Here is a 16,229-nt window from a genome sequence, read left to right as displayed (position 1 = left end):
AGGATACGCGTAAAGTTGCTGGCGCGTCGGCGAGAGAGCTGCCGTTCCGGCGTGCGGCGCAACGAACTAATGTAGACGATTGGGGGAGGGACGTCTTCCAGCGCCAGAATTGAGTACGGCGAATCTGTGAGGAGTGTCAGTGAGCATCGCGACCCGCGACCTAGGTAATTTCGACCGGCAGAGGGGCAAGGCGGATCCCCATTACTTTGAGGCATTAGGCCTCGTCCCGGCGTCCGGACTGCGCCGTAGCCTTGCATTCGCGATTGATGGCGGCATTTGGGGCGCGATTGCGGTCGTTGGTGCACTTTCGCTCGGCTCATTGTGGGCAGAGCATGGACCGCAGCTCTTCGACACCAACGCAGCGTCTCAGTTTGTGTTGACGTTGTTCGTTGTGACGCAGGCCATACTCCTGGTCTATGGCCTGGTACAGCTCATTTTGAGTGGCAGAATTGGGCGCACCGTCGGCAAAGCAATCGTCGGGCTTCGAGTAGTGAAGGCCGAGTCACTCGGTCGGCCGGGCTTCTTTCGAGTCGTCGGGCGTAGCGCTCTAATCGGAGTTTCCGCCGTGTTCTTGCCAATTCTTGGGCCGGCCCTTTTCCTGCTTTCGCCGCTGTGGGACGCTCAACGTTTGGGAAAAGGCTGGCACGATCAGATTGTCGGGTGCTGGGTGCTCGACGTACGAAGAGGGTTAGACCCATTTGATGCGAAAGCAATGCGACTTGCACGCAAAGCGGCTGCTTTCGAATCGATCGAGCCATCAGTCGAACTTCCAGATCTGGCCAGCAATGCCGACGAGGGTGGCAATTTTGCGTTTTTTCCATCAGCCCGCTCACGCTCCGGTGTAATTGCGCTTCACGGTAGTACTGCGGCCTCTGAGGGGCTTTTTGTGCCTGCGGCACCGTCGCTGCAGTCGCAGCCGCCTTCTTCCGAATTAAAACTGACGCAGTTCGAGCGACGTTACCTGCACGCAGCTTCTGGAGGCCGTTTCGCAACATCTCAAGCTGGTTGACCGCTCGGGGGGCCGCCCGTACGGCAACACCCGCCCCCGGGTGGATCGTCAACCCATTTAAGGCCATTTCTGCAGGTAGTCCGGACGCCGTGCGACTAGCTCGCTTCTTGCGCGACGCAGGAAAGGGGGTCGATGACGTTGTCCTCCGATTCGAGAAGGCCGACCTGAGGGAACTCAAGATTTGGCTGGCTGAGCAAGTCCAACTCGCCACTCCGACGGCATCGCTAACGGCGAAACAAATTGCCCTGTGGGCGACCGGAACTGCAACTACGTGGGGCTCGAACGCGCAAGTATTGCCGAAATTTGGCTGATGCGGTCGCCGCACATCGACCAGCATCGCGAAAATATACGATACATGTGCACTGTAGGCTGGTGGGGCGATGCTAGAGACTGATCCATTCTTTTCCCCGGACCCACCGACGCGTCAGTACATGATCGGTCGAACCGTTTTCATGGTGGGTGCCCTTGGCATGCTCACCCTTGTCTTGCTCTATGGCGTGGCTTTTGTCGTCGGGGGCGGAAGGATTGGCTGGGCCGGAACACTCGAGTGGAGTGACGGAGTGCCGTGGCCCATGATGGCTATTCGGGCTTGGGTTATTATTCCTCTGTGTTGGATCGCCGCGGCCGGGTCTCTCCTCTTGGTACCCGCAGCGCGCTGGCCGCAAGCGCTTGATTTTATGTTCCTCATCGCGGTGACGTTGGTGCTATTCGGGATGATGACACTCATCTTTGCGAAAGTGTATCCAGAATCGGGCGGGACGTTTTTCGATTCGATTCAGCACGCAACGGGCATTCACTGGACATCGATTGCCCTCGCGCCACAGGCAATTTCGCTAGTTGCGCTTGGGATTCGACTTTCGATTCTGTTGCCGCAATACAATGCCGCAATTCGAGAGCAGAACGAGAACCTGCGTCGTATGCGCGAAAATCTTCGCAAACCCTTCTAATCAAGTCGCTGCCGATGAATTTGCACGACACCCTCCATCGAAAGGCGGAAGCGTGAGTGTTCCGAACCCAGATACGTTTCGACTGCTGCTGCCTCCGGGATGGTCTCAGCATTCGGTAACGGACGGCGGTCGGTTGGCGCTGACCCGAAGCATACGGAAGCGTTTTCAGCACGTGAGTCGGCCTGATATCGAGGCCCATGTAACAGTGCTCGTGAATAGGCAGTGGTCGGCCCTTCAAACGATGGGGGCTGTCACGGTCTATCTCCCCAACGAGACTGCGGAAACCGCGATGCCGATGAGCATTGCCGCGGTGCCGTTTTCCGCTCGGGCAGACCGCACCCTCGACGCAGAGGTGAGAGAGCGTGCCGGGAGCGATCTCATCGCGCTCGAACTGCCGCACGGTTGGGTATACCGCTGGACTGAGTCGAAGTCTGGCGTGCAAGGCGAAGAAGAAGTGTCTGCGCGCACGATCTCACACGTCTATCCGGTGCCTGGCAAGGCACCCAAGCGTGGCATGTTGTTTGTGACAAGTGTGTTGCACCTTGATTCCGAGCAGAGTGCTGAGATGCTGTCGAGTCTCACTCTGCTCTCTGATGCGATTGCGGAGACATTCCGATGGAAATAGAGCAGCTTGGGTTCAGCGTGGATGCCGACCCTCAACTGTGGATTCCGGTGCCGCTTGAGTATCCATATGCGGAGTGGCCCGATGTGCACGCGTGGGCTCATGCGATCACGGTCGGCGTGCTTGAAGGCATTGAAGGAGTCACGACCGAGGTTGAGGGCCAGTTCCTGCAGCTGGCTCACGCGATTGCCGATTCGGAGGCGTTGCTCCCTGACCCGCAGGCGCGTTTTTGGTACTTTCCGGTCTTCGGCGGACCCATGCATCTGTGTCATCTCTATGCGTCACCGATCGAGATGCTCGACGGGCTGAGCCTGGTGGAGTCTGCAGCCGGTGGGGCCGACGAGCAGGCACCGCAGCGAGTGGAAGAGCAGCAGATCCCCGGATTCTCTCAGTCGTGGTGCATCACGCTGCTCGATGAGCTTCCTCCCGCGCTTCGTGATCTGGAACTTTCCGCAGGAGATCCGGAGGTGGGCGGCGCGGATGGCTCAATCGAGAGATCGTTGGAGACAGGGATTGCGTTCGGCAGCATTCGGTTTATTGGTGAGCAATCTGGAATCGTATTGATGCTTGAAGCATCTGGCACCAACATTGAAGGACTTGCTGGGATGAAAGACGATCTCGCGGCGCTCTTCGGTACGATCCGTGTCGATGGCAGCGTGGCATGAGGGGATAAGGCGAGAACCTCCGGTATCGATATGGGTTACCACACTCATTCCGATCCACGGAGGTTCCCGGGAGCCTGTTTTTGCTACGGCAACCGCGGCTCTACGTGGTCAGCAGACCGATCACGCCCGAGAGCACCAGGTACGCGCCGACACCGCCCATGATCACCCAGAGCACGATGCGATTCCTCGACGGGCCGTTCTTGTCACCTTTGTCGCCCGACTTCTTCGGGTTGAGTTCGTCCTTCGGCAGAAAACTCATGGCTACTTCACCAACGGGAAAAGGATGGTCTCGCGAATGCCGAGGCCCGAAAGGCTCATCAGCAGGCGATCGATGCCCATGCCCATTCCGCCCGACGGCGGCATGCCGTACTCGAGCGCTCGCAAGAACTCTTCGTCAAGTCGCATGGCTTCTGGATCTCCTCCTGCGGCCAGGCTGGCCTGCTCGATGAATCGCTCCCGCTGAATGACCGGGTCTACGAGCTCAGAGTAGCCGGTGGCCAGTTCGAAGCCGCGCACGTAGAGGTCCCACTTCTCGACGACGCCCGGAATCGACCGGTGGCCGCGCACAAGCGGGCTGGTGTCGACCGGGAAGTCCATAACGAAGGTGGGCTTGAGCAAGCCCCCCTTGACGAAGTGCTCCCAGAGCTCTTCGACATACTTGCCGTGAATCGGGTGGTCGATCTCGATGCCTTCGCGGTCGGCAAGAACCTTCAACTCGGCGAGCGGCGTCTGGGGCGTGAAGGCAGTGCCGGCGGCCGCGTTCAGGCTGTCGTACATGCTGATTCGATCCCACTCACCGCCGAGGTCGAACTCGGTTCCGTCGGCCCAGGTCACGACATGCCCGCCAGAAATTGCTTCTGCCGCATTCTGAATCAGCTTCTGAGTGAGGTCGGCGATCGAGTTGTAGTCTCCGTAGGCCTCATAAGCCTCGAGCATCGCGAACTCGGGAGAGTGCGTGGAGTCTGCACCCTCGTTGCGAAAGTTGCGGTTGATCTCATAGACCCGGTCGATGCCGCCGACGACCGCACGCTTCAGAAAGAGTTCCGGTGCGATGCGCAGGAATAGCTCGGTGTCGAAGGCGTTGCTGTGCGTGGTGAACGGGCGAGCGGATGCCCCGCCATGCATGGTCTGCAACATGGGCGTTTCGATCTCAAGAAAGTCGAGATCGGTGAACGTCTTGCGCAGGCTGGCGACGGTCTTCGAGCGGTTGACGACGTTGCGGCGGGCCTGCTCGCGGGCGATCAGGTCGAGGTAGCGGCTCCGCACGCGAGTCTCTTCGCTGAGTTCGCTGTGGAGGTTCGGCAGGGGCAGCAGGGCCTTGGTCGCAATCTGCCACTCGGCGACCAGGATCGACAATTCGCCGCGACGCGACGAGATGACCTCACCCGAGACGAAGAGGTGGTCGCCGAGGTCGACGAGATCTTTCCAGTCCGCGAGCGATTCCTCGCCGACGGCGTCCAGCGACACCATGGCTTGGATGCGGCTGCCATCACCGGCCTGCAGGCTGGCAAAGCAGAGCTTTCCGGTGTTGCGCAGGTGCACCACACGACCGGCGAGGCCGACGGTAACGCCGGTGACAGCATCCGTTTCAAGGTCGGAAAAGCGGGCGCGCACGGCGGGAATGGTGTCGGTGACGGGAACGGACACCGGGTAGGCGCCACCGCCCAGCGTCGAGGCGGCCTGGTTCAGGCGGTCCCGCTTGGCGAGGCGCACAGCCTTCTGCTCGTTCATCTCGGCGGCGGTGTAGCCATCGGTGAGGTCGTCCGCGGCGGCGGCGGCATCCGCGGCACCGGCGGTGGCACCGGCCGCACCGGCCGGCTTCGTGGCGTTCTCGGCGACGTTCTCGGCGGCGGCCTTGGCGGCGGCCTTCTTCGCCGCCTTGGCGGCAGACTTCGCGGCGACCAGTGCTGCGACTTCGGCCGAAACGGCGACTGCTCTGTTGTTCTCGGTCATGCGGTTCTCCGTCGCGTGGTTACGTTCAGCGGGCGGCGCCCGATCCGAAACCCGTAGTGGTATCTAGCTGAGGTCAAGGGGGACGTTGTCGATGAGCCTGGTTGTACCCACGATCGCGGCGACCAACATTCTGGCCGGGCCGCGATAGTCGGGCTCAACCGGCAGAAAGGTCTGCGGATGCACGACAACGAGATACTCAAGCTTAACAAGTGACTGGGCCTCGATCGTCCCGCGGGCGGCCGCGACGGCCTCCGACACCTCGGCGAAGGAACGACCGGATGCGGCGCGCAGCCCCGCCGAGATCGAGCCGGCGGCGTCGCGCTCGGCCGCGCTGAGAAATTGGTTGCGGCTCGACAGGGCAAGCCCGGTGTGCTCGCGAACGATGGGTACGACCTCGACGACGACCGGAAGATTGAGATCGGCCACCATCTGGCTGATCAAAAAGACCTGCTGTGCGTCTTTCTGACCAAACACAGCCACATCGCAGCCGACGATATTGAAGAGTTTGGCGACGACGGTCAACATGCCGTCGAAGTGCCCCGGGCGTGCGGCACCCTCGTAGAGGGCGCTGACGTCGCCCGCGGTGACTCGGGTGGCGCTCGCTCCGTTCGGGTACATCTCGGCGGGCGTCGGGGCGAAGACGAACGGCACCTGCAGCGTGGCGAGGGCTGCCACATCTGTGTGCAGGGTGCGTGGGTAGCTGTCGAGGTCTTCGCCGGAGCCGAACTGCAAAGGATTGACGAAGATCGACACGACGACAATGTCGCCGAGCTCGCGCGCCCGCTCGACGAGCGAGAGATGCCCATCGTGCAGCGCGCCCATTGTGGGAACCAGCACCACCCGGGGCGTGCGCCCGTCGGCGGCCAGCGTCGCCTTCGCCTGCGTCAGCCGCTCGCGCAGCTCATCGATGCGTGCGATCACAACGGGCACGGATGTCGGTGCGTACGCGGGTGGCTGTGTCATCGGTCCTCCGGGTGGGGCGGGTCATTCGAGTCGCCCCCATCAAGTTCATCAAGTTCATCAAGTTCATCAAACGCGGCACGCGAACGCAGTGTGCGCAGATCCGGCCCGGTACGCGCCAGAGCGTTCTCAACCGTCGAGCGCACGAGCGGTGCGATGTAGGCCCCGGACTGGTCAATCCCGATACCGTCAAGCAGCCGCGTGGCCTGCTCGACGATCGAGCGCGAGAACGCGGTGGCTGTCTCAATGGCCTCCGCATAATCGGCCCGATCCCCCTCGGCCACGATCACCGGTTCCCCGCCCATTTCCACGACGAGCGCCTGGCCGATCGGCAGAACCGGCGAGGGTGCCGTGACCGCGAAATAGCTGTCGGCGAGGCGGGCCAGGTCGATACTCGTACCCGTGAATGCCAGGGCCGGGTGGATGGCCAACGGAATCGCCCCTGCCGCTTGCGCCGGCGCGAGAACTGCTGTTCCAAACCGGGCAGAGGTGTGCACGACCAGTTGCCCGGCCTGCCACGTGCCAGTCGCGGCCAGTCCGGCGACCAGGCCCGGCAGCTCGGCATCCGGAACCGCGATGATGACGAGCTCACTGCGCTCGACGACCTCGGGCACAGTCAGCACCGGCACATCGGGCAGGATGGCGTCGGCGCGGTCGCGGCTTTCCTTTGAGATCGCGGCGATGCCGACGAGGGCGTGGCCGGCTCCGGCCAACGCCGCCCCGAGGATCGGGCCGACGCGTCCGGCGCCGATGATGCCGACGCCGAGGCGTCCGGGCCGGGGTGTCATCAGAGGTCTCCGTTCGGTTGGTTCCACTGGTGGCTGGTGTCGGAGCGGGCCGACGAGATCGCGCCGGCTGCGACGCCCTGGAACAGTCTGCGGGCTTCGTCGACGTCGACAACGCCGAGCGAGGCGAAGACGGGGCCTGCCACCGTGTGTAGGCGGGCCGACGCCAGCCGCAGCATCCGTCGCATCGGCCCCTGGGCGATTCCAACGCTTTGCAGGCGCGCCAACGGCACGAGCACCAGCTCACGGGAGACCACACCACGGCGCACGAGGACGACACCGCTGTCGATCTGGTAGCCCGTGCGGCGCCAGGAGAACGGGCGCAGCCAGGCTGCGCGTCGCGGGGCAGTGCGGAAACCGTCCGATGAATCGTCGCCCCTACCGACTAGGCCTGCCCGCACGAGAGCCGCGTGTCGCTCACTGTCAAAGCTGGGCAGGATGAGCCGGAGCACCTGCGCCACATCGGCCAGATTGCCCACCGGCAGCGTCGTGGTATTGGCCTGACCGGCGGCACCCGAACTCGACGAATGCCCGGCCTTATTGATGCGCACCTGCCACCAGCCGAAGCCACGCCAGAGAAGCGGCTGAACCACACTGATGGCATGAATGCGGCCGGGCGGAAGCGTTTCGTTGGTGGTCGAAAACAGCCCAAAGCCCACGCGCACGCCATCGGGAGTTCCGGCGATGCTGTAGCGCAGCGACTTCGTGAAGCGAGAAAAGTAGTATCCGACGGTTCCGATCAAACCGGGCAGCACGACCAGCATCAGCCAGCCGCTGACGCCCAGGCTAACGCTGACGAGGAGCGCGGCGAGGGACAGCAGCAGAAACACCGTGAAACCGCTGAACACGATCGAGCCGAGCAGACGACCCACCGGAATCTTCACCACGGATGCGGGCGGCACGGCATCCGCGTCGAATTCGGGGGCGAGAAACTCGTGTACCCGGGCGGCGGCGAATTCGCCGACCGCCGTCGACACCGGGGCCCGTGTTTCGGCCGGCAGCTGCTCGCCGGGTGTGACTTGGGCGCCGGGTGCAACCGGAGCACCGGTATCAGAGCGACGCTCCGCGTCGATCCGCACGCCCGAGGCCAGGCGCAGGATGTCGCGACGCAGACCATCTGCAAGCGACGAACCCAGGTAGGACAGCTGCACATTCGCATCCTGCCCCGCGACACTCACCTCCAGTTTGGCGGCGCCGAACAAGCGAGGAATGAGCGGACGCACGATGTTGACGCCCTGAATGCGGTCAAGTCGCGCCTGTCGATGGCTCCGAAAGATGAGTCCACTGCGCACCTCGACAGAATCACCGCTGACCCGAAAGGTGTGCATCCGCCAGATCAGGTAAAACACTACAAGGATGACGACCAGCACCAGCGCGACTCCGGCCAGCGCCCACCCGACGGCTCCCCGCTGCACAATCTCGTCGAGCGGGTCGCCGCTGTAACTCGGCACCTGAAAGAAGACGTCAACGAGCCTCTCGCGCAGGTTCGCAACGATGAAACCCAGAATCGCGAAGACGAAGATCCCGCCGCGCAGAAGTGGGCTGGCCGGATGCAGCCGATGCCACTGGCCGTCGGCCAGCGTCGACGCGTCCAACGTCGGCGTGGTGGCAGGCACGCTCATAGTCCGGACCGGCGGCTCTCGGCCAGTTCAACGAGACGATCACGCAGCGCCTCAGCGTCCTTCTCGTTCAGGCCGGGGATCGAGACCCCGCTGGTCGCGGCGGCCGTGACGAATTTGAGGTCCGCCAAGCCGAGCCAACGTGCGACCGGGCCACGCGTGATGTCGACGAGTTGCATGCGTCCGTACGGCACCGCGACAAACCGCTGGAACATGATTCCGCGACGAAACAGCAGGTCGTCCTGCCGCAGCTGATAGCCGATCGAGCGCACGCGCCGGGGCAGAACGATGAGGGTGATCAGGGTGACGACGGCAACGATTATCCCGCCGTACAACGCCCACTCTTGATCGTTCATCCACCACAAAAAGGCGGCAATCGCGCATCCGATGAGCCCAAAAATCACGGTGCTGACCACTTCGACCACAACATAGCGCGGGGCAACCCGTCGCCATTCGCCCACGTTGACGCCCGCACCCTCGGTGTTTTCGGCTGCCCCGGGCTCAAGGTCCAGCCGCCGTGTCGCGCCCGTTTCAGCCACGTGAGGCACCTGATTCCTGTCGTTCATCGTCGGACGGGGGAAGCATGCAGAAGTATTCGGCGACGAGTCCGCCAGCCAAGAGAATCGCTGCGCCCAGCGCCATGCCGATCGCCAGCCAGACCGTCGTGGCCGGGGGAACCACGGTACGCGTGACGAGGTGCAGCCCAATTCCGAGCCCCGCACCGAACAGAAGCGCACCGGCGAAGCTCGACGCCTTGGCCAACACGGCCACGCGCATTGCGACAAAGGGGTTGACCTGACGGCGGGCTTCGCCGACCTGACGCGTGCGTGTCGATTGCCGCACCGGCCAGGCCAACAGCAGCAGCACGACAGCCACTGCGACGAGGGTGATCGGCAACGACAGTGGGGGGACGATGTTCGGATTGCCGGTGGCTGCCGCGGCAACCTCCAGCAGGTATCCAACCACGAGCCCGAGCAGGCCGAGCGCGATCAACGGCGTCGGATGTGAGCGCTTCATCGTTGCCCCTCCGCACTGCCTACCGGATGCCCCGCCTGGGCATCCGTCTGGGCATCCGTCTGGGCCTCCGCCCGTCGCACGGTGACGTCGAGCCCGGCCACCAGGTCGGCGATCCGGCCTGCTCCGGGAAGCACGGCGTGCGCGTCGAGGGCGAGCCACGGCACGAGAACGAAGTCCCGTTCGGCGGCGCGCGGGTGAGGCAGGGTGAGTCGCGGGTCGTCACGGTGCTGCTGCCCGAAAACAATCAGGTCGATGTCGAGCGTGCGATCGCCCCACCGTTCGACGCGCACGCGCCCGTTGTCATGCTCGATGCGATTGACGGCGTCGAGCAGTTCGTCGGCGCTCCCCTCATACCGCAGGGTCACGACGCCGTTCAGGTAGAGCGGAGCGTCGACGTCGACCCCGTCGAGCTTCACGGCGTCAGATTCATAAAACGGTGAGGCCACGACCTGCGATGCGCCGTCGAGGCTCGCGATCGCGGCCACGGCGGCAGCCAACGTTGCGGCACGATCACCCAGGTTGCTGCCGAGCGCGAGTACCGCATCCGTGCCCCCGTGAGAGGTCTTGCCGGCAGCCGGGTGCACCGTCACAGCCAGGTCGGCCCGGGTGCGTTCGATCTGCACCGAGACGTCGAGAAATGGCACCGGTATCGGAGCCTCCGGCTTGTGCACTGTCACGCGCACGCGTTCGACGGCCTCGAAGCCGAGGGCGACACCGGCGACTCGTTCGGCCACCGTTTCGATCAGGTCGACCGGGTTGTGCGCCACGGCATCGGTGACCGCGATCGCCAACTCCCCGTAGTGCACGGTGCGCGCCAGGTCGTCGCCCGATGCGGCACGGCGCAGGTCGAGCCAGACCGTGACGTCAATGATGAAGTCTTGGCCGTTCTGCCGCTCGAAGTCGAAAACGCCATGGTGCGCGTTCACACGCAGCCCGGTCAGGGTGATCGAGTCGGTCCTCATGCTTCTATTCTGGCCGAGCGCAGCTGCCCGAGCACATTCAATGCCGTGCGGCTCGCCGCCACGTCATGCACGCGCACGGCCCAAGCCCCCGCCTGTGCCGTCAGAACGCTGAGCACGGCGGTCGGCAAGTCGCGCGCGGTGAATGGGGCGTCGGCCCGCAAAACCTCTGCGAGGAACCGTTTGCGCGACACCCCGACGAGCACCGGAAAGCCGAGCGCGGTCACGGAGTCGAGGTGAGCGAGCAGCGACCAATTGTGTTCCGTGCGTTTCGCGAACCCGAATCCCGGATCAAGAATGATCCGTTCGGGGTCCACGCCAGCCGCAGTCAGAGCATCGACGCGTTGTGAGAGTTCCGCGGTCACCTCGGCCACGACGTCGTCGTAGGTGGCCAGGTCATCCATCTGCTGAGCGTGCCCGCGCCAGTGCATCGCGACGTAGTCGAGCCCTGTTTCGGCGGCAACGGCTGCCATCAGCGGGTCGGCGAGACCGCCTGACACGTCGTTGATGAGGCGGGCCCCCGCCGCAGCCGCGGCCAACGCCGTCGACGCATTCAGCGTGTCCACGCTCACCCGAAGACCCTGCCGAGCCAGCTCGGTGATCACCGGGAGGATGCGAGATTGTTCGTCGGCCGGCGTCACACGCCCGGCGCCCGGACGGGTGGACTCACCGCCCACATCGATCAGGTCGGCGCCGTCGGCGTGAAGCGCGAGACCGTGTTCGATGGCGGCATCCGTGTCGGTCCAACGCCCGCCGTCGCTAAAGGAGTCGGGGGTGACGTTCAGCACCCCCATGATGAGAGTCACGCGGCGGAACCGATCAGGTTCATGATCTCCGCCCGAGCTATCGGGTCGGACAGCTCACCCCGGGAGGCCATGGTCACGGTCGAGCTCGCGGTCTGGCGCGGGCCTCGGGTCGACACACACCCGTGCACGGCGTCGAGAACGACGAGCACACCCCGTGGTGCCAGACCGGATTGAAGGGCATCGGCGACCTCTTCGGTCAGCCGCTCCTGCAGCTGAGGACGGGCGGCCAGCGTGTCGAGCACGGCGGGCAACCGTCCAAGCCCGACGACGTGCTCTCCCGGCAGATACGCGAGGTGCGCGGTGCCCACGAACGGCAGCAGATGGTGTTCACAGACCGAACGGAACGACAGATTGCGCAACAGCACGAGCTCACCGGTGCGCTCGCCAACCGGAACTGTGTCGCTCAACAGCGCCACCGGGTCATGCCCCAGACCGCCGAAGAACTCACCGTAGGCGTCGGCGACCCGCCGCGGTGTCGCCCGCAGACCGTCCCGATCGGCGTCTTCACCGATCGCGGCCAAGATCTCGGCAACGGCAGCTTCGATGCGTGCCCTGTCGACTGCCATGGCGCCCTAGGCTGTCGCGGGGCGCGGGGCGCGTGCGGGTTCGCGCTTGGGCTTGGCGTCGCCGCTGGAGACTCCCCCGTCGACAGCACCTTCGTCAACGGGCGCCTTGGCAACGGGCATCGCGATCGGCGGCAGATCAGAGACCGGACGCTTGTCGCTTGAGAGCCACTGCGGGCGCGGCGTGAGCTTCACAACATCGGTGAAGATCGCAGCCAGGGCGTGCTGGTCGAGCGTCTCGTGTTCGAGCAACTCGGCGGCCAGATTGTCGAGAATCGCACGGTTGCTGTTAAGCACCGCGTACGCCTCGTCGTGGGCGTTCTCAAGCAGTTCGCGCACCTCGGCGTCAACGCTCTCTGCCAGACGCTCCGAGTAGTCACGCTGATGACCCATGTCACGGCCGAGGAACATTTCTCCGGATGCCTGCCCGAGCTTGAGCGGTCCGACGGCCGCACTCATCCCGAACTCGGTGACCATCTTGCGAGCCGTCGAGGTGGCCTTCTCGATGTCGTTAGAGGCGCCGGTGGTCGGGTCGTGGAAGATGATCTCCTCGGCGACACGGCCACCCATGGCGTACGCCAACTGGTCGAGCAGTTCGTTGCGGGACACCGAGTAGCGGTCTTCCAAGGGCATGACCATGGTGTAGCCGAGGGCTCGGCCACGCGGCAGGATGGTGATCTTGGTGACCGGGTCGGTGTTATTCATGGCCGTGGCGACGAGGGCGTGACCACCCTCGTGGTAGGCCGTGATGAGCTTCTCTTTGTCGCTCATGATGCGGGTACGACGCTGCGGACCGGCCATCACGCGGTCGACGGCCTCGTCGAGGGCACGGTTGTCGATCAGTTGCGCGTTCGACCGAGCGGTGAGCAGCGCGGCCTCATTGAGCACGTTCGCCAGGTCGGCACCCGTGAAACCGGGGGTCTTTCGCGCGAGAACTTCGAGGTCGACGCCCTGTGCCATGGGCTTTCCCTTGGCGTGCACCTCAAGGATGTGCTTGCGGCCCAGCATGTCGGGTGCGTCTACGCCGATCTGACGGTCGAATCGTCCCGGGCGCAGCAACGCTGGGTCGAGGATGTCGGGTCGGTTTGTCGCGGCGATCAGAATGACGTTCGCCTTCACATCGAAGCCGTCCATCTCGACCAGCAACTGGTTAAGGGTCTGCTCGCGCTCGTCGTGCCCGCCACCCATGCCGGCTCCACGGTGGCGACCGACGGCGTCGATCTCGTCGATGAAGATGATGGCCGGAGCGTTTTCTTTCGCCTGCTGGAACAGGTCGCGCACACGGCTGGCGCCGACACCGACGAACATCTCGACGAAGTCAGAACCTGAAATTGAGTAGAACGGCACACCCGCCTCGCCGGCGACAGCGCGGGCGAGAAGTGTCTTACCGGTTCCGGGAGGGCCGTAGAGCAGTACGCCCTTCGGGATGCGTGCGCCGACGGCCTGGAAACGGGCCGGCTCTTTCAAAAAGTCTTTGATCTCGTGAAGTTCTTCGATTGCCTCGTCGGCACCGGCGACGTCCCCAAATGTGACCTGCGGTGTCTCTTTCGAGACCAGCTTGGCCTTGGACTTGCCGAACTGCATGACCTTATTGCCGCCGCCCTGCATGCCCGAGAGCATCAGCCAGAAGAAGACACCGATGAGAAGCACCGGAAGCAGGATGCCGAGCAGGGAGAGGAACCAGTTGCCCTGCGGAACGACGTCGTTGTAGCCGTCCTTCGGATTCGCCGCGTTAACGGCCGCCACAACCTCGGCGCCGCGGGGCGCGATGTAGTAGAACTGCACCTCGGTGCCCAAGTCGCCCGACGCTTTGGTGAGTGTGAGGTCAACCCGCTGGTCGGTGTCGGTGATCGTCGCTTCAGCGACTTTTCCGTCTTTCAGAAACTCCAGACCCTGCTGGGTAGAGATCTCTTTGAACCCGGACATGGTGAGCAGGCTCGATCCCACCCAGACGGCGATGATCGCCAAAACGATGTAGAGGAAGGGGCCGCGAAGAAGCTTCTTGACGTTCATGGTGCTCACAGGCTACAGCCCCCGCGCTGGGCGGACGCCGTATGTTCGCCGTGAGGGGAACAAATAGTGCGGCGCCGTGAGGGGAACGTGTTGTTCCCCTCCGCGAGGTTTACGAGTAGACGTGCGGCGCGAGAATTCCAACCGAGCGCAGGTTCCGGTACTTCTCGGCATAGTCGAGGCCGTAGCCCACGACGAACTGGTTCGGAATGTCGAAACCGACGTATTTGACGTCGATCTCGACGCGTGCGGCGTCCGGCTTGCGCAGCAAGGCGCAGATTTCAACTGAAGCCGGGCCACGCGACTTCAGGTTTGCAAGCAGCCAGGAGAGGGTCAAACCCGAATCAATGATGTCTTCGACGATCAGCACGTGACGGCCGCTGAGGTCGGTGTCGAGGTCTTTCAGGATGCGCACCACACCGCTGGACGCGGTACCGGAACCGTACGAGCTAACGGCCATCCAGTCCATGTTGATCGGCATGGTCAGCTCACGGGCCAGGTCGGCCATCACCATGACGGCACCCTTCAGAACACCGACCAGCAGAACGTCCTTGTCGGCGTAGTCCTTCTCGATCTGCCGGCTCATCTCTGCGAGTCGCTGATGAATCTGCGCCTCTTCGATCAGAATTTCGGTGAGATCGCCATCAATGTCGCGAGGTTCCATGGGAAGGAAGAGGTCCTTTGCTCGGTGAAGTTCCGGGTGCCGAAAAAACCAGCATTCCGTCCTGACGCTCAACTCTAACCCCTGGCAGGTCGAGCGTTCCCTGACCGTGCCAGTCGGTCACCAAGCGCAGCACGGCCAATGTGTGTACCCGCGCCAGCGACACGCCGAACTCGCTCTCGACCACGTAGCGCACGATCCGTTGGCGCAGCGCCGGCGGATTCGCGGCCAGGCTGCGCACCGACACCGCGATGCCGGCCTCGGCTGGTTCGCAGATCTCCTCAATCATCTCGAGAACCATCGCGTCGAGCGCTGACGCATCCTCACGCAGTTGTTCGGCGGTGCGGGCGAGCGCCTCGGCGATGCCCGGCCCGATCTCCCCTTCCAGCGTCGGTAGCACGCTCGTGCGCACTCGCACTCGGGCGAACCGCTGATCGAAATTGTGCGGGTCATCCCACGGGGTCACACCGGCGTCCTCACAGAATTGACGGGTCGTCTCCCGCCGGATTCCGAGCAGCGGGCGCAGCAGCATCCCGGTGACCGGGGCCATGCCGTGCAGACTCGTGGCCCCCGACCCGCGGGCCAGCCCGAGCAACACCGATTCGGCCTGGTCATCAAGCGTGTGGCCCAGGAGCACGTGGGTTGCTCCCGTCTCAGCGCGGGCGGCCTCGAGGGCCGCGTACCGGGCCGTGCGTGCGGCAGCCTCTGGTCCGTTCCCGGCTCCAGCCGCCACCACATCCACCCGACTCACCAGCACGGGAGCCAGACCCAGCGCGCGCGCCTGCTCGGCCGCCCGCGCGGCCACCTCGGCGGAGCCGGCCTGCAGGGCATGGTCGACGATCACGGCCCCCGCACGCAGACCCAGGCGCGGCGCCTCGAAGGCCGTTGCCGCGGCGAGGGCCAGCGAATCCGCTCCCCCGCTAAGACCGACGAGCACCAAGCCATCCGCAGTCTCCTGTTGCGGCCGATCGGTCAACAGTTCACGCACAGCGCGACGCACGTCGGCGATGGCTGGGGTCAGCCGCGGACGGCGTTCAGAGTGCATCCAGTAACGTTATCCCCAGACTTCGATGGCATCGCGCGGTCTCACCACCCCGCGTCTCCCGCCGTCGAACACGCAGACGTTGAAACAGTTGAATCGTAAGGAGAATTGGCCATGGCCGAATACGACGCAGTCATTGAAATCCCGCGGGGCAGCCGCAACAAGTACGAGGTAGACCACAAGACCGGGCGTGTGTTCCTCGACCGCGTGCTGTACACCAGCTTCGTCTACCCCACCGACTACGGCTACTTCGAGAACACCCTGGGCCTCGACGGCGACCCCGTCGACGTGCTCGTGCTGCTCGACTACCCGCTGTTCCCCGGCGTGGGAGTCAAGGTGCGGCCGGTCGCCGTCTTCAACATGACAGATGACGGTGGCTCAGACGCCAAGGTCATCGCGGTTCCCGCCGGTGACCCGCGCTGGAACCACGTTCAGGACGTCGACTCGATTCCGGAATACACCCGCAAAGAGATCGAGCACTTCTTCGAGCACTACAAAGACCTCGAGCCCGGCAAGTGGGTCAAGACCGAGGGCTGGGGCGACGCCGCTGAGGCCGACCAGATCATTCGCGACGGCATCACCAAGCTGGCCGAAGAAGGCCACTAACCGCC

The 16,229-nt window shown here is 64.1% G+C and carries 18 protein-coding genes; 5 read left to right on the top strand and 13 right to left on the bottom strand.

Annotated features, from left to right (window positions below):
- The first annotated feature begins 139 nt into the window (after window positions 1-139).
- The 4 genes from HNR05_RS15995 (at window position 140) to HNR05_RS15980 (ending at window position 3,243) form a co-directional block, all read left to right on the top strand.
- Window positions 140-1,009 (top strand): RDD family protein, encoded by an 870-nt coding sequence (locus HNR05_RS15995; protein WP_179580037.1) that lies wholly within the window; start codon window positions 140-142, stop codon window positions 1,007-1,009.
- Window positions 1,010-1,440: 431 nt separating this feature from the next.
- Window positions 1,441-1,956: a hypothetical protein gene (locus HNR05_RS15990; RefSeq protein WP_179580036.1), complete on the top strand. Its 516-nt coding sequence runs from the start codon at window positions 1,441-1,443 to the stop codon at window positions 1,954-1,956.
- A gap of 241 nt (window positions 1,957-2,197) precedes the next feature.
- Window positions 2,198-2,581 (top strand): hypothetical protein, encoded by a 384-nt coding sequence (locus HNR05_RS15985; RefSeq protein ID WP_179580035.1) that lies wholly within the window; start codon window positions 2,198-2,200, stop codon window positions 2,579-2,581.
- Entirely contained in the window at window positions 2,572-3,243 is a 672-nt protein-coding gene (locus HNR05_RS15980; RefSeq protein WP_179580034.1) for a hypothetical protein, read from the top strand. Before HNR05_RS15985 ends, HNR05_RS15980 begins: the two co-directional genes overlap by 10 nt.
- A gap of 100 nt (window positions 3,244-3,343) precedes the next feature.
- Here the strand turns inward: HNR05_RS15980 and HNR05_RS15975 are convergent, their stop codons facing one another.
- The 13 genes from HNR05_RS15975 to tilS all read right to left on the bottom strand — a co-directional run bounded on the left by HNR05_RS15975 (window position 3,344) and on the right by tilS (window position 15,621).
- Complete coding sequence (locus tag HNR05_RS15975) at window positions 3,344-3,502, bottom strand: hypothetical protein (protein WP_179577144.1); 159 nt, start codon at window positions 3,500-3,502, stop codon at window positions 3,344-3,346.
- A gap of 2 nt (window positions 3,503-3,504) precedes the next feature.
- Window positions 3,505-4,974 (bottom strand): lysine--tRNA ligase, encoded by a 1,470-nt coding sequence (gene lysS, locus HNR05_RS15970; protein WP_179581101.1) that lies wholly within the window; start codon window positions 4,972-4,974, stop codon window positions 3,505-3,507.
- Between the two features lie 285 nt (window positions 4,975-5,259).
- On the bottom strand, window positions 5,260-6,159 hold the full coding sequence (panC, locus tag HNR05_RS15965; RefSeq protein WP_179580033.1) for a pantoate--beta-alanine ligase: 900 nt from the start codon (window positions 6,157-6,159) through the stop codon (window positions 5,260-5,262).
- On the bottom strand, window positions 6,156-6,944 hold the full coding sequence (locus HNR05_RS15960; RefSeq protein WP_179580032.1) for a Rossmann-like and DUF2520 domain-containing protein: 789 nt from the start codon (window positions 6,942-6,944) through the stop codon (window positions 6,156-6,158). The genes panC and HNR05_RS15960 overlap by 4 nt, the downstream gene beginning before the upstream one ends.
- Window positions 6,944-8,563, bottom strand: coding sequence for a PH domain-containing protein (locus tag HNR05_RS15955; RefSeq protein WP_179580031.1), 1,620 nt, complete (start codon window positions 8,561-8,563; stop codon window positions 6,944-6,946). The genes HNR05_RS15960 and HNR05_RS15955 overlap by 1 nt, the downstream gene beginning before the upstream one ends.
- Window positions 8,560-9,099, bottom strand: coding sequence for a PH domain-containing protein (locus tag HNR05_RS15950; RefSeq protein WP_343062640.1), 540 nt, complete (start codon window positions 9,097-9,099; stop codon window positions 8,560-8,562). The genes HNR05_RS15955 and HNR05_RS15950 overlap by 4 nt, the downstream gene beginning before the upstream one ends.
- Window positions 9,092-9,577, bottom strand: coding sequence for a DUF3180 domain-containing protein (locus HNR05_RS15945; protein WP_179580029.1), 486 nt, complete (start codon window positions 9,575-9,577; stop codon window positions 9,092-9,094). The genes HNR05_RS15950 and HNR05_RS15945 overlap by 8 nt, the downstream gene beginning before the upstream one ends.
- Complete coding sequence (folB, locus tag HNR05_RS15940; protein WP_179580028.1) at window positions 9,574-10,539, bottom strand: dihydroneopterin aldolase; 966 nt, start codon at window positions 10,537-10,539, stop codon at window positions 9,574-9,576. The genes HNR05_RS15945 and folB overlap by 4 nt, the downstream gene beginning before the upstream one ends.
- A complete protein-coding gene (gene folP, locus HNR05_RS15935; protein WP_343062639.1) occupies window positions 10,536-11,342 on the bottom strand; it encodes a dihydropteroate synthase in 807 nt (268 codons plus the stop codon). The genes folB and folP overlap by 4 nt, the downstream gene beginning before the upstream one ends.
- Window positions 11,339-11,908, bottom strand: coding sequence for a GTP cyclohydrolase I (folE, locus tag HNR05_RS15930; protein WP_179580027.1), 570 nt, complete (start codon window positions 11,906-11,908; stop codon window positions 11,339-11,341). The genes folP and folE overlap by 4 nt, the downstream gene beginning before the upstream one ends.
- 6 nt (window positions 11,909-11,914) lie before the next feature.
- Window positions 11,915-13,918 (bottom strand): ATP-dependent zinc metalloprotease FtsH, encoded by a 2,004-nt coding sequence (gene ftsH / locus HNR05_RS15925; RefSeq protein WP_179580026.1) that lies wholly within the window; start codon window positions 13,916-13,918, stop codon window positions 11,915-11,917.
- A 109-nt stretch (window positions 13,919-14,027) separates the two neighbouring features.
- Window positions 14,028-14,579 carry a hypoxanthine phosphoribosyltransferase gene (gene hpt, locus HNR05_RS15920; RefSeq protein WP_179580025.1) on the bottom strand — a complete coding sequence of 184 codons (552 nt, stop codon included), beginning with the start codon at window positions 14,577-14,579 and terminating at the stop codon, window positions 14,028-14,030.
- Window positions 14,560-15,621, bottom strand: coding sequence for a tRNA lysidine(34) synthetase TilS (tilS, locus tag HNR05_RS15915; protein ID WP_179580024.1), 1,062 nt, complete (start codon window positions 15,619-15,621; stop codon window positions 14,560-14,562). Before tilS ends, hpt begins: the two co-directional genes overlap by 20 nt.
- 111 nt (window positions 15,622-15,732) lie before the next feature.
- On the opposite strand from tilS, the gene HNR05_RS15910 reads away from it, so the two are divergent.
- On the top strand, window positions 15,733-16,224 hold the full coding sequence (locus HNR05_RS15910; protein WP_179580023.1) for an inorganic diphosphatase: 492 nt from the start codon (window positions 15,733-15,735) through the stop codon (window positions 16,222-16,224).
- Window positions 16,225-16,229: the final 5 nt, after the last annotated feature.

It is taken from the genome of Leifsonia psychrotolerans (genome assembly GCF_013410665.1).
GTDB lineage: Bacteria > Actinomycetota > Actinomycetes > Actinomycetales > Microbacteriaceae > Cryobacterium > Cryobacterium psychrotolerans_A.
This window is presented reverse-complemented; position numbering and strand designations above follow the sequence as displayed.